Annotated in this window: 13 protein-coding genes; 1 reads left to right on the top strand and 12 read right to left on the bottom strand. The window is 40.7% G+C overall.

Translation table 11 applies throughout. The features are described 5' to 3' along the window. Positions 1–13 precede the first annotated feature (13 nt). From ffh to EL140_RS03965, 4 genes are all read right to left on the bottom strand, one after another. Positions 14–1,585 carry a signal recognition particle protein gene (gene ffh, locus EL140_RS03980; RefSeq protein ID WP_000863586.1) on the bottom strand — a complete coding sequence of 524 codons (1,572 nt, stop codon included), beginning with the start codon at positions 1,583–1,585 and terminating at the stop codon, positions 14–16. An 11-nt stretch (positions 1,586–1,596) separates the two neighbouring features. Then, positions 1,597–1,929: a putative DNA-binding protein gene (locus tag EL140_RS03975; RefSeq protein WP_000402066.1), complete on the bottom strand. Its 333-nt coding sequence runs from the start codon at positions 1,927–1,929 to the stop codon at positions 1,597–1,599. A gap of 144 nt (positions 1,930–2,073) precedes the next feature. Then, positions 2,074–3,270, bottom strand: coding sequence for an elongation factor Tu (gene tuf / locus EL140_RS03970; protein ID WP_001040720.1), 1,197 nt, complete (start codon positions 3,268–3,270; stop codon positions 2,074–2,076). A 235-nt stretch (positions 3,271–3,505) separates the two neighbouring features. Continuing rightward, positions 3,506–4,615 (bottom strand): AI-2E family transporter, encoded by a 1,110-nt coding sequence (locus EL140_RS03965; RefSeq protein ID WP_000489828.1) that lies wholly within the window; start codon positions 4,613–4,615, stop codon positions 3,506–3,508. 104 nt (positions 4,616–4,719) lie between these two features. On the opposite strand from EL140_RS03965, the gene pbp3 reads away from it, so the two are divergent. Further along, positions 4,720–5,961, top strand: coding sequence for a D-alanyl-D-alanine carboxypeptidase PBP3 (gene pbp3 / locus EL140_RS03960; RefSeq protein ID WP_002874503.1), 1,242 nt, complete (start codon positions 4,720–4,722; stop codon positions 5,959–5,961). 29 nt (positions 5,962–5,990) lie between these two features. On the opposite strand, the gene sdbB is transcribed toward pbp3, so the two are convergent. The 8 genes from sdbB to pfkA all read right to left on the bottom strand — a co-directional run bounded on the left by sdbB (position 5,991) and on the right by pfkA (position 14,093). Beyond that, positions 5,991–6,536, bottom strand: coding sequence for a thiol-disulfide oxidoreductase-associated lipoprotein SdbB (gene sdbB, locus EL140_RS03955; RefSeq protein WP_000755591.1), 546 nt, complete (start codon positions 6,534–6,536; stop codon positions 5,991–5,993). Between the two features lie 12 nt (positions 6,537–6,548). Continuing rightward, positions 6,549–7,256, bottom strand: coding sequence for a thiol-disulfide oxidoreductase-associated membrane protein CcdA2 (ccdA2, locus tag EL140_RS03950; protein WP_002875594.1), 708 nt, complete (start codon positions 7,254–7,256; stop codon positions 6,549–6,551). Positions 7,257–7,381: 125 nt separating this feature from the next. Next, entirely contained in the window at positions 7,382–8,242 is an 861-nt protein-coding gene (locus EL140_RS03945; protein ID WP_000631530.1) for a methionyl aminopeptidase, read from the bottom strand. A 15-nt stretch (positions 8,243–8,257) separates the two neighbouring features. Continuing rightward, positions 8,258–9,535, bottom strand: coding sequence for a CBS-HotDog domain-containing transcription factor SpxR (gene spxR, locus EL140_RS03940; protein ID WP_000033810.1), 1,278 nt, complete (start codon positions 9,533–9,535; stop codon positions 8,258–8,260). Then, positions 9,528–10,079, bottom strand: coding sequence for a GNAT family N-acetyltransferase (locus EL140_RS03935; RefSeq protein WP_001028744.1), 552 nt, complete (start codon positions 10,077–10,079; stop codon positions 9,528–9,530). Before EL140_RS03935 ends, spxR begins: the two co-directional genes overlap by 8 nt. A gap of 15 nt (positions 10,080–10,094) precedes the next feature. Beyond that, entirely contained in the window at positions 10,095–11,354 is a 1,260-nt protein-coding gene (locus tag EL140_RS03930) for a UDP-N-acetylglucosamine 1-carboxyvinyltransferase (RefSeq protein ID WP_001227109.1), read from the bottom strand. A gap of 159 nt (positions 11,355–11,513) precedes the next feature. Beyond that, a complete protein-coding gene (gene pyk / locus EL140_RS03925) occupies positions 11,514–13,019 on the bottom strand; it encodes a pyruvate kinase (RefSeq protein WP_001042816.1) in 1,506 nt (501 codons plus the stop codon). Positions 13,020–13,085: 66 nt separating this feature from the next. Then, a complete protein-coding gene (gene pfkA, locus EL140_RS03920; protein ID WP_000820876.1) occupies positions 13,086–14,093 on the bottom strand; it encodes a 6-phosphofructokinase in 1,008 nt (335 codons plus the stop codon). Between the last annotated feature and the right edge of the window lie 36 nt (positions 14,094–14,129).

The following is a 14,129-nucleotide window of genomic DNA, read 5'->3' as shown; positions in this document are numbered from 1 at the left end:
CTGCTTCCCTTTTTTATTTACGTTTCTTCTTAGCTTTTTTCATTTTGTTGGCCATGCGTTTCATAGACTGTTTCATGGCAAATTCACCAATTTTACCCTTGAGTCCACCACCAAACATCTGGCTCATATCTGGCATTCCAGCTCCTCCAAGAGCTGACATATCTGGCATGCCGCCTTGTCCCATCATGCCTTCAAGAGCAGACATATCCATCCCGCCCATATTTGGCATATTTTTAGGGAGGTTATTGGGATTGATGCCCATTTGTTTCATCATCTTGTTCATATCACCAGACATGACCCCTTGCATGAGCTGTTTGGCCTGATTAAAGTCCTTGATGAATTTATTGACTTCGACAAAGGTATTTCCAGAACCAGCAGCGATACGGCGGCGACGACTTGGATTTAACAAATCAGGATTTTCGCGTTCTTCAGGTGTCATAGAAGACACAATGGCACGTTTGCGCGCAATCTGTCGCTCATCCACCTTCATATTTTGAAGGGCAGGGTTGTTAGCCATACCTGGAATCATCTTGAGCAAGTCTTCCATTGGCCCCATGTTTTGAACCTGATCCAATTGATCAATGAAATCATTGAAATCAAAGGTGTTTTCACGCATCTTCTCGGCCATTTCAAGAGCTTTTTGCTCATCGTATTCTTGAGAGGCTTTCTCGATCAAGGTCAGCATATCCCCCATACCAAGGATACGGCTTGACATACGGTCTGGGTGGAAGGTTTCGATATCTGTAATCTTTTCACCCGTACCGGTGAACTTGATAGGTTTACCAGTGATATGACGAACGGATAGAGCCGCACCACCACGAGTGTCCCCATCAATCTTGGTAAGGATGACACCAGTTACTTCCAACTGAGCATTAAACTCACGGGCGACATTCGCTGCTTCCTGACCAATCATGGCATCAATGACGAGTAGGATTTCATTTGGTTGGGCAAGTGCTTTAACATCACGAAGCTCATTCATGAGAAGTTCATCGATTTGTAAACGCCCTGCCGTATCAATCAAGACATAGTCGTTGTGATTGGCTTGTGCTTGCTCCAAACCTTGACGAACTATCTCAACAGCTGGCACTTCTGTTCCAAGTGCAAAGACAGGAACATCGATCTGCTGTCCAAGTGTTTTCAACTGATCGATGGCTGCTGGACGATAAATATCTGCCGCAATCATCAAAGGACGAGCATTTTCTTCCTTCTTGAGTTTATTAGCCAGCTTACCAGCAAAGGTCGTTTTACCAGCCCCCTGCAAACCGACCATCATGATAATGGTTGGAATTTTTGGTGACTTGATAATTTCTGCCGTATCGGAACCTAAAACAGCTGTCAATTCCTCATCAACGATTTTGATAATCTGTTGGGCAGGATTGAGGGTATCAATGACCTCGTGTCCGATTGCACGTTCACGAACCTTCTTGATAAAGTCCTTTACAACAGGCAAGGCAACGTCGGCTTCCAGCAAGGCCAAGCGAATCTCTTTGGTTGCTTCCTGGACATCAGCCTCAGATATTTTTCCTTTTTTACGTAGATTTTTAAAGACGTCCTGTAAACGTTCTGTTAAACTTTCAAATGCCATTTTTCTTCCTCTTACTCTCTATTATCAATGCTTGTTAAAATTTCTATCTGCTCCTGCAGAAAGTCATCCTTGGGATAACGCTCCAAGATCTGGTCAAAAATCTGACTGCGGACAATGTAGTCCGAATACATGTGCAATTTCATCTCATAATCTTCTAGAATCTTTTCTGTCCGCTTGATATTGTCATAAACAGCCTGACGACTGACACCGAACTCTTCAGCAATCTCAGCAAGACTGTAATCATCAGCATAATAGAGTTCAATATAGTTCATCTGCTTGTCTGTCAAAAGCGCCGCATAAAATTCAAAAAGGGCGTTCATACGATTGGTTTTTTCGATTTCCATAACTTTTATTATACCAAAAAAACGATTATACTGCTAGAGTAGAAGCACTTCAAATAGAGTAAGAAGAAGAAAAAAAGAACCTTGCAAAGCAAGATTCTTTTAGTGTCTGACTTAAATAATTGTTCTTCTGGGAACTTAATCGAATTAAGCTTCGATTTCTGTAACCATACCTGAACCAACAGTACGTCCACCCTCACGGATAGAGAATGTAGTACCTTGTTCTACGGCGATTGGGTGGATCAACTCAACGTCGATAGTCACGTTATCACCAGGCATTACCATTTCAGTACCTGCAGGAAGTTCGATTGAACCTGTAACGTCAGTAGTACGGAAGTAGAATTGTGGACGGTAGTTGTTGAAGAATGGAGTGTGACGTCCACCTTCTTCTTTAGTAAGGATGTAGACTTCACCTTTAAATTTAGTGTGTGGGTTGATTGAACCTGGTTTAGCGATAACTTGTCCACGTTCGATTTCGTCACGTTGAACACCACGAAGAAGGACACCTACGTTATCTCCGGCAAGACCTTCGTCAAGTTGTTTACGGAACATTTCAACACCAGTAACAACTGCTTTTTGAGTTTCTTCTTTGATACCAACGATTTCGATTTCGTCGTTGACACGAACAGTACCACGGTCGATACGTCCTGAAGCAACTGTACCACGTCCAGTGATTGAGAATACGTCTTCGACTGGAAGAAGCAATGGTTTTTCAGTGTCACGTTCTGGTTCTGGGATGTACTCATCAACAGTGTTCATCAATTCCATAATGATGTCTTCGTATTTAGAGTCACCTTCAAGAGCTTTAAGAGCTGAACCTTGGATAACTGGAAGATCGTCACCTGGGAAGTCGTATTCTGACAAGAGGTCACGGATTTCCATTTCAACCAATTCAAGCAATTCTTCGTCGTCTACCAAGTCAATTTTGTTCATGAAGACAATAAGGTGTTTAACACCAACCTGACGTGAAAGAAGGATGTGCTCACGAGTTTGTGGCATTGGTCCGTCAGTTGAAGCTACTACAAGGATAGCTCCGTCCATTTGAGCGGCACCAGTGATCATGTTTTTAACGTAGTCCGCGTGTCCTGGAGCGTCGATGTGAGCGTAGTGACGTTTTTCAGTTTCGTACTCAACGTGCGCAGTGTTGATAGTGATACCGCGTTCGCGTTCTTCTGGAGCAGCATCGATAGACGCATAGTCTTTAGGTTGGTTAACTGCTGAAGGCAAGCGACGTGCCAATACAGTTGTGATAGCTGCAGTCAAAGTAGTTTTACCGTGGTCAACGTGTCCGATAGTACCAATGTTAACGTGTGGTTTACTACGATCGTATTTTTCTTTTGCCATTTGAGTAAAAGCCTCCAATAAAATATATTTTATAGATAGACAGTAGGCAATACAGTCTAACTTTCCTTACTATTTTATCAAATTTCTGCTAAATTGCAAGTGTTTTACACATATTTTGTGAATTAATCTAAATCTTATCAAATCCTGTTCTTCTGCTTCTTTATGGCAATATGAATTCAAACTTCTTTTCGTTTGGCGATAGTCTTTTCATCAAAAAAATCAGGTCTCCCTGATTTTAATTTGATTCTGTTTTTTCCAGTTCCTTAGCTTCTTTATGGTTTTCATATAATTTCGCTAGGAACTTAGTAATTTCTTTAAAAATAGAGTAAGTAGGTACTGCTACGACCATCCCTATGACACCGTAGATATTACTTGACAGTAAAAGGAGCACCAAAATCGTAATCGGATGCACTTTCATAACCCCTCCAACGATACGTGGATAGAGAACATTTCCGTCAATCTGCTGAATAATGAGCATATAAGCAACCGCAATCAACATACGATGAGGATCTGTGAACACATTGGCAATCACCATTGGAATCAAGCCAATACTTGGACCAACATAAGGAATCAAATTTGCGATTCCAGAAAAAATAGCAAAAACTAGGGCGTACTTTAATCCGATAACGCTATAGCCAATATAGGCTAAACATCCAATAATAACCGCATCAATCGCAATTCCACTGATATAGCGCGCTATGGTTGTATTGAGATTGGTTAAAAGGCTAGAAAGATTCAATTTGTCATGTTTTAAGATGGTACGTTCCAACATTGGTAGCAACTTATGACCATCCAACAAGAAATAAATCAAGAATACAGGGGTCATAATGAGAATCAGAACCGTACTAAACAAGGCTGAAAGAACGCTTCCTAAACTGTTGCTGACGCTATTCAGGATATTCTGGAGGATATCCACATAGGAGAGATTCAGTTGTTGAATTGTTTGTTGAATATCAATATTTTGGAAGACTGGATTCATGGACAAATCGATGATCAAATCTTGTAGTCTACTATAGATGTTTTGACTAGAAATAATCAAGCTGGTCAACTGATTAATCAAAATCGGCAAGAGATAAACGACCCCTACAACGATAGCACCAATCAAGGCACAAAGAGTGACCAAGACACCAATTAGACGATTGATCTTACATCTCTTTTCTAAGAAAGTAACGACTGGATTTGTAATGTAGTAAAAAAATCCACCAAGCAAAAATGGAATCATGATGGTATTCACAACCGTCACGAAGGGAGTAATGATGGCCCCCATTTCTCTCCAAAGATAGAAAATCAGTGTTAATAATAAAATTTCAGCTGTCCAAAAAAATAATTTGTTTCTACGGAACATAGGTATCCTCCTTCTCTCTATTTTACCATATTTCTGAAAAAGATAAGTTGGCTTTAGTAAAAAAGCGAGAATATTTTTTTTCTTTATGATAAAATAAAGCTAATATGAAAAAAATAATTTTATCTTTTATGACACTTTTAGTTTTTGGAACAGCTTCTACTGTTTCTGCTCAGGAGTTTGATGTTGCTGCTAAACATGCTATTGCTGTCGAGGCTACAACTGGAAAAATCCTCTATGAAAAAGATGCAAATCAGCCTGTAGAAATTGCTTCTATTACTAAATTGGTTACAGTTTATTTGGTCTATGAAGCTCTGGAACAAGGAACTATCAGCCTATCTACACCTGTTGATATTTCGGACTATCCTTACAAACTTACAACTAATTCTGAGGCGAGTAACGTCCCTATGGAAGCTCGAAATTATACTGTTGAACAACTATTAGAGGCTACAATGGTATCCAGTGCAAACAGCGCTGCCATTGCACTAGCAGAAAAGATTGCTGGTTCTGAGAAAGACTTTGTAGACAAAATGAGGGCTAAACTTCTTGAATGGGGAATTCAAGATGCAACTATTGTAAACACTACTGGTTTAAATAATGAGACCCTTGGCGATAATATCTATCCTGGTTCAAAGAAAGACGATGAAAACAAGTTGAGTGCCTACGATGTTGCAATCGTCGCTCGTAACCTCATCCGAGATTATCCTCAAGTTTTGGAAATCACCAAAAAGCCAACTTCTACCTTTGCAGGACTTGAAATCCACTCAACCAACTATATGTTGGAGGGAATGCCAGCCTATCGTGGCGGTATTGATGGACTAAAGACAGGTACTACTGATAAAGCTGGTGCTTCATTCGTGGGAACAACTGTTGAGAAAGGGATGCGTATTATTACGGTTGTTTTAAATGCAGATCAACAAGATACCAACCCTTATGCGCGTTTTACTGCAACTTCTGCACTTTTAGATTATATTTCTGCAAACTTTGCCTTAAAAACTGTCGTTCAGAAAGGTGAAGCTTACAACGATAGTAAAGTAACAGTTCTGGATGGTAAAGAAGATAATGTGACAGCTGTCGCTAAGTCAGATATTTCCATCGTCCAACGCATCGGAAGCGGTACTACGCCAGCCCTCCAATTCACACCGAAATCAACATCAGAAATGGCTCCATTGGAAGAAGGCAAGGTTGTTGGTACTCTGACCTATGATGATCAGGATTTGGTCGGCCAGGGCTATCTCACTTCCGACAAACCATCTTTTGAAATGGTTTCTGAAAAGAAAGTAGAAAAAGCCTTCTTTTTGAAGGTTTGGTGGAATCAATTTATCCGCTTTATCAATGAAAAACTATAAAAAAATCGCGAAAAATCGCGATTTTTTCTTTATTTCATTTCTTTAAAAGCCGCTTCTGCATCAGCATTGCTAATAGCACCAAATTGGATTTTTCCGATTTTACCTTGACTGTCAATCAAGTATTCTGTTGGAATACTACGAATTTGGTAGGCTTGGAAGGTAGTTGCTTGCGTATCATATAGAACTGGAATATCCTTGTATCCTTGTTCTTGATACCATTTTGGAAAGTCTTGAACTGTTTTTTCACCTTGTAGACCAGGTGCAATGACACTCAAGATTTCAAAGTCTCGATCTTGTTTGGCAGCTAATTCCATCAGCTCAGGCATGCTTTTTTTGCATGGTCCACACCAAGAAGCCCAGAATTTTAAATAGACCTTTTTCCCTTTATAGTCTGATAACTTCACTTCTTTGCCATCCATAGACTGCAAGGTAAAGTCTGGCGCATCCTTACCGACTGCTATTTGTTGTACAGCAGGTTGTTTGGGACTGCTTGTCTGTTTGGTTTCTTTTTCACCACAGGCAATCAACAAGAATAGAGACATGAGGCTCAATCCAGCAAAAATAACTTTTTTCATTTTTTTCTCCTTTTATCCAAGAATTCCTGACAAGGCATTTAACTGCCCTAGCATTAATAATAATCCCATCAAAATAATCAAAGCTCCCCCGATTTTCTTTAGTAGAATCATATGGGGTTTTAATTTACTAAAATAGGGCATAATCCAGCCCGAAGCCAAGGCCAAAACAATGAAAGGAAGGGCCATTCCCAATGTATATACTAATGTTAACACGGCTCCTTGCCAAGCACCATTGCCACCGGAAGCTGCTAGGGCCAAGACTGAACTTAAGACTGGTCCGATACAAGGGGTCCAACCAAAACTAAAGGTTATCCCAAGTAAAAAGGCTGACAGATAGTGATTAGACTTTGATTGTTTAAAGGTGACTGTCTTTTGAACTTCCAGTTTATTGAAATGCAAGATTTCCATCTGATGAAGTCCTAAAAGAATAATGACTATTCCCATAGCATAACGAAACCAGTCTGCATAGAGCATGTGCCCTAGGAATCCAGCTCCAAATCCTAAAATAAAGAAAATGAGGGAGATTCCTGCAATAAAGCACAAGGTTCGAATTAAGCCTGACCATGCAACGTCTCTTCCAAAAAATCGAAAGCTTTTCGAATTCCCCTGATCATCCAGTAAAATACCAGCATAGACAGGTAGCAAAGGAAAGATACAGGGTGAAAAGAAGGACAGGATACCTGCTAAAAAAACGGATACTAGAAATATAATCGACTCCAACGAATTACCTACTTTCTCAAAATTCTAATCCTATTGTACTACAAAAGAATAAATTTGTAAGAAGTCTGCTACGCTTGTTTATTTTGACTAAATTTGACACAAAAAAAGGAGCTAAGCTCCTTTTTTTAATACGTTCCTTCTTCACCTTGACTAGTCAAGATAACAGGACCGTCTTTGGTAATCACAAACTGGTGTTCATATTGGCAAGACAGGCCGCCATCGATGGTTTTATGAGCCCAGCCAGTCTTCATATCTGTATCAATTTCCCAGTCACCAGTATTAATCATGGGTTCAATGGTTAGTACCATTCCTTCACGGAGACGGAGTCCACGGCCTGCAATACCGTAGTTAGGAACCATTGGCTCCTCGTGCATTGTTGGACCAACACCATGACCAACCAAATCACGAACGACACCGTAACCGCGACTTTCAGCGTATTCTTGAATGGCTGCACCAATATCACCGATACGATTGCCGACAACTGCTTGCTCAATTCCTACATACATAGCTTCCTTGGTTACGTCCATAAGGTTTTTCACTTCTTCAGACGGTGTACCAACCGCATAAGCCCAACATGAGTCAGCTAAACCACCAGTATAACTTTGGGTGTATTTTTTCATTTGCTCAACATTGTTGAAGTTAAGTTTAGAGACATTGAGGTCGGATTTGGCAATCGGACCACCCAGTACCATGTCAACCTTGAGCAAATCGCCATCTTTCAAGATGTAATGACGTGGAAAAGCGTGAGCTACTTCGTCATTGAGAGAGCAACAAGTGGCATAGGGGTAATCCATGACAGCACCATCCACACCAATCTGTAAGGGAAGGAAATTTTCCTCTTTGCAACGTCGACGAACGTACTCTTCAACTTCCCACATATCCACGCCTGGCTTAATTAAATCACGTAAGTCAATATGGATACTTGCTAGGAAATCACCAGCCTTGTCCATGGCTTCGATTTCACGTGCTGATTTTAAAGTTATCATTTTTTCTCCTAGATTCTAATTAATTTTAACCGTAACATTTGCTTTTGAAACAATCTGATGACCATGATAAATATCATAATCAATAATAGCTGAGCGTCTCGTGTGGTGAATAATACGAGCCTGAATCCGCAGAGTATCATCTATCTGTACAGCCTGCAAGAAATAAATCAACATCTGTTCAATGATGAGATTACGTCCGCTATTGACAACGAGATCTTGGGTCATATGGTTGAGGATTTCAGCCAAGACTCCATTAGCAAGGACCCCATTTTTCTCCAGCATAAAGGGCTCAACAGTAATAACGACTTCATCATGATGATAAGAGAGTTTTTGCCCGATTTGCTCGGAGAAAGTTGGCAAAGTTGAAACTTGGGAACGACTCATCTTTTCCATGACATCTCGTCGTGTTACGACACCGAGTAAGGTTTGGTTACTTCTGACAACGGGAACCATCTCAAAGTCTTCTGCGATCATTCGTTGACTGACATTGGCAATATTAGTCGCTAATCCTGTTACAAAGATACTACGTGTCATCACCTTGTCAATCGTCGTGCTGGGGGATTTATCTCCTGCGTCACGCATAGTAACAACCCCAACAACCACTTGATGTTGGTTAATGACTGGAAAACGACTACTTCTGTTCTTACGGACCAAGTCTAGATAGTCTTTTACCGTATCCGTTTCTCTCAAAAAACCATACTCATGACTGGGACGATAGAGCTTTTCGACTGTCAGAATATCGGTTTTGATTTGAACATTTGAGAGAGCTTTGTTAATCATGGTCGCTACTGTAAAAGTGTCATGTTTACTTCTTAGAACTGGAATCCCTTTTTTATTAGCCAACTCAAGAACATCGTCCTGCACATGAAAACCACCCGTTACAAGGACTGCATTTTCATTTTCCAAGGCTAAAAGTTGAATGCGAGTACGGTCACCTACGATCAAAAGACCGCCATCATGGAGATAAGACAGGATATTTTGCTCTGTCATAGCCCCAATGGAGAATTTACTAAACTCTCTCTCAAGCCCTTCCTGACCAGCTAAAACTTCAGAGGAGGTGACTTCAGCAATTTCAGCATAGGTTAGCCTCTCAATGGCCACTTTCTGGGACTTGACCCGTATGGTTCCACTACGTGGCCGAGTTTCAACGATGCCACGATTTTCAGCTTCTTTGATAGCTCGGTAGGCTGTTCCGTCACTAACACCTAGGTGATTGGAAATACTGCGTACACTAACTCTCTTCCCAATTGGCAACTCTTCCAGATAGGACAAAATTTCCTGGTGTTTACTCATTGAATTCTCCTTTTATGTATCGAAATTCAAGATAGTCCCTCATTTTTCGTGTATAGCGATCGCTCCCTTTAAACTGTCGGACGAGGTTAAAGCCTGATTTTAAGGCTACTTTTTGACTAGCTTGATTCTCCAAATGAGTGATGATGGATAATTGTTTTAAACCAAATTCTTCAAAGGAAAGCTGACAAAGCTTGGTAACCACTTCTGTCATAAAACCTTGTGACCAAGAATCCTTTTTTAAGAAGTAACCAATTTCTGCTTCTTTTTTGATTTCATCGATTTTTTCAAATTTAATGGAGCCAATCATTTCCTGATTTCCTTGGAGACAAATTGCCCAAACCCCTAGAGGATTCTTCATAAAATAGTTAGCAAGTGCGTACTGACTTTCTTCCAAACTTGCTTGACTGGGAAAAATAAACTGTAAATTCTCAGGGTTTGAAGCAATCTCAAAAAACGCTTGACTGTCACTAAAAAAGAAAGGACGCAAATACAAGCGCTCCGTTTCAAAAAAAGAAAACATTGCTAATTTGGTCCAAATATTCATAATCACCTCAACGGCTTAGTCTTCAACGAGTGTAATATCCGCTCCAAGACTACGCAATTTTTCAATAATATCTGAGTAGCCACGAAGGATAAACTCAATATTCGTAATTTCAGTCTGGCCCTGAGCCATCAAACCAGCGATGACAAGTGCAGCACCAGCTCGCAAGTCTGTAGCTTTTACACTTGCCCCGTGTAACTTACGACCACCGTTGTAAATAATGTGATCGTTTGTAGTCGTAATATCCGCATCCATTTTTGCTAACTCAAAGACATGATTAACACGTTTCTCATAAATCGTATCAATAATAGTTCCACGACCTTGGGCAGTTAGTAAAAGTGGCGTGATAGGCTGTTGCAAATCGGTTGCGAACCCTGGATAGGGAGCTGTTTTGATATTGATGGCCTTCAAATCAGACTGTTCTTCAACGAAGATACTGTCTTCTGAGACCGTCATACGAACGCCCATTTCCTCTAGTTTGGCGATAAAGCCTTCTAAATGTTCATAGAGAACGTTGTTAATGCGAATTCCTTTTCCTACCGCCGCAGCAAGTGAAATATAGGTTCCAGCTTCGATACGGTCTGGAATAACCTGATGACGCGTTCCATGAAGTTTCTCGACACCATCAATAATGATAATATCAGTTCCTGCACCACGAATATGGGCCCCCATATTGTTCAAAAGGGTAGCGACATCAATAATTTCCGGTTCACGAGCCGCATTTTCAATGACAGTACGTCCCTTAGCTTTAACCGCAGCAATCATGGTGTTAATCGTTGCTCCAACGCTAACGGTATCCATGTAAATACTTGCGCCATGAAGCCCCTTACCTTGGGCAGATAAATTCATATTATCTCCCTCATAGCTGACCTTAGCACCCATGGCTTCAAAGGCTTTTAAGTGAAGATCAATCGGACGAGGTCCCAGATCACATCCACCAGGAAGTCCAACTGTAGCTTCACCAAAGCGACCTAAAAGACTTCCGTAGAAATAATAAGAAGCACGCAAGCTATTAATCTTGCCATAAGGCATAGGAATGTTCTGAACACCTCTTGGATCAATCTCCAAGACATCCTCATAACGCTTAACAGTCGCCCCCATAATTTCCATGATTTCGACAAGACTAGCAACGTCTGAAATATCTGGAACACAATCTAAAGTGACAATATCATCTGATAAGATAATAGCTGGAATAAGCGCTACAACACTATTTTTAGCACCACTAATGGTGATCTCACCTTGCAATGGACGTCCACCATTGATGACAATTTTTCTCATGTTTTACTCTTTCAAAATTTACTAAAAAGGTCTTTTCGTTCTATTATATCATAATTTTCAGTTTTTTCCCATTCCTATTGATTAAACATTCTATTTCGATAAAAAAAGACCTATCACACAAGCGATAAAGCTTGATATGATAGGCTTTGTAATGTTAGATTAGCGTACAGTGCGGATGCGCATTGTGTTTGTACGAACAGCTTCGCCAAGTGGTACACCTGCAACGATAACAATATCATCACCAGATTCTACCAAACCTTGCTCAACTGCAATTCTTTCAGCGAGATCAAACATATCATCAGTGTTTGATGGGCGATCAGTGGTTACTGGAATAACTCCCCAGTTAAGCATCAAACCACGCTGAGTCAATTCATCGAAAGTGATTGCCAAGATATCAGCATCTGGACGGTATTTAGAAATCAAACGAGCAGTGTGACCTGTCTTAGTAAGAGTAACCACCAACTTGATATTCATAGAATTTGTCGCATCCTTAACAGCTGAAGCCATAACCTCAGTCTTAGAATTACGTGACAAGTTAACAGATGACAAGCGACCGTATTCTTTTAAAAGAGTTTGAGCATTTTTGTCAATAGTTGCCATCGTAGTAACTGACTCCAGTGGATATTTACCATTTGCAGACTCACCTGAAAGCATTGTAGCGTCGGTTCCGTCGATAACAGCGTTAAACACATCTGATACTTCTGAACGCGTTGCACGTGGTTTTTCAGTCATAGTTTCAAGCATGTTTGTTGCTGTGATAGCGACTTTACCAGCTGCATTTACTTTTGTAATAATCATTTTTTGGTAAACTGGAACCATTTCGAATGGTACTTCGATACCCATGTCACCACGGGCGATCATGATACCGTCAGCAGCTTCAATGATTTCATCCAAGTTATCGATACCTTGTTGGTTTTCGATTTTCGCAAACAATTGAACGTGACCGTTACCAGTTTCTTCACAGATTGCACGAACTTCGTTGACGTCTTTTGCAGTACGTACGAATGAAATAGCGATGAAGTTGATACCTTGTTCCAAACCGAAACGGATATCATCGTTGTCACGTTCAGCAAGAGCTGGGAAAGGAATTTTAGTATTAGGGATATTTACACCTTTTTGTTTAGCGATAATTCCGTCGTTTTCAACTTCTACTTCAAATTCACGAGTTGCATCGTCTTTTGCAACAACGCGAAGACCCAATTTACCATCGTCAACCAATACTTGACGACCAACTTCAACATCATCGTAGATATCAAGAGCACCAGCAACGTTCAAAGCAATCACTTCACGAGTTGATTTGATTCCTTGTTTAGTTGCAACACGGATTTTTTCACCAGTTTTGTAAGAGTACTCTTTTGCGTCACCTTCAAACAATTCTGTACGGATTTCAGGTCCTTTAGTATCAAGAAGGAAACCAACTTTTTTACCTGCAAGTTTTTCAGCAAGTTTAACAGTTGCCATACGCTCACCTTGTTCTTGGTGGTCACCGTGTGAGAAGTTGAAACGGAAAGTGTTTGCTCCTGCTTCAATCAGTTTAGCAATGTTTTTAGCTGAAGCTTCAACGTCAAGTTTTTCACCCCAGTATCCGTCTTCACCGAATTTTTTACCACCACGGATTTCAACCGCAGGACCTAAAGTTGCAACGATTTTTACACGTTTGTTCATGATTTTTGTGACTCCTTTATATAATTCGACCTTTTATGGTCATGTTACCAAATTAATGAAAGTTGATTAGGACAAGCTCTTGTTCAAATCAGAAAGTTCAAGATCAGCTTTATGAGGGTTGTTAACAACGATCTTACCATCAGCTGTTAAGCTAAACAAAGCTCCTTCTTCTGCTGTTCCAAGAATTGGATTCTCAACCATTTTCTCGTTACGAATACCGACAGCGACACCACCGATTCCTTGTTTAAGAAGTTTAACAGCGTGTGCACCCATGCGTGATGCCAATACACGGTCACGAGCGGTTGGTGAACCACCACGTTGGATGTGTCCAAGTTCAGTTACACGAAGGTCACTAGTGTCTCCAGCTTCCTTGAGTTTCTTACCAAACTCATTCGCAGACATAACTCCCTCAGCTAAAACGATGATGTTGTGTTTCTTACCACATTCATAACCAGCTTTGATGCTTGCAACGATATCTTCCATCTTGAAGTCTTCTTCAGGGATGATGATTTCGTCAGCACCAGTTGCGATACCTGCCCAAAGAGCGATATCGCCAGCGTTACGTCCCATTACTTCAACAACGAAAGTACGACGGTGACTTGATGATGTATCACGAATCTTATCAATCGCATCCATAGCTGTCGTAACTGCAGTATCAAATCCAATTGTGAAATCAGTCCCTACGATATCGTTATCAATAGTTCCTGGAAGTCCGATAGCTGGGAATCCATGCTCAGTCAAGCGCATAGCTCCGTGATAAGAACCGTCTCCACCGATAACTACGACTCCTTCGATACCGTGTTTTTTCAATTGCTCAATCCCTTTAAGTTGACCTTCAAGTTGTGCAAACTCAGGGTAACGAGCAGAGTGAAGGAAAGTACCACCACGAGAAATGATGTCTCCTACTGAAGCAGCATCAAGTGGATAAATTTCACCGGCAACCATACCAGCGTATCCATCATAGATACCAAAAACTTCCATTCCTTCTGAGATTGCTTGGCGAACTACTGCACGGATGGCAGCATTCATACCAGGGGCGTCTCCACCACTGGTCAAAACAGCAATACGTTTCATTTGGTTATGCTCCTTTTTCTTTTAACATTCTTACTG

The organism is Streptococcus oralis ATCC 35037, assembly GCF_900637025.1.
Lineage (GTDB): Bacteria > Bacillota > Bacilli > Lactobacillales > Streptococcaceae > Streptococcus > Streptococcus oralis.
The sequence above is the reverse complement of the archived record's forward strand: the minus strand, read 5'-3'. Positions and strand labels throughout refer to the sequence as shown.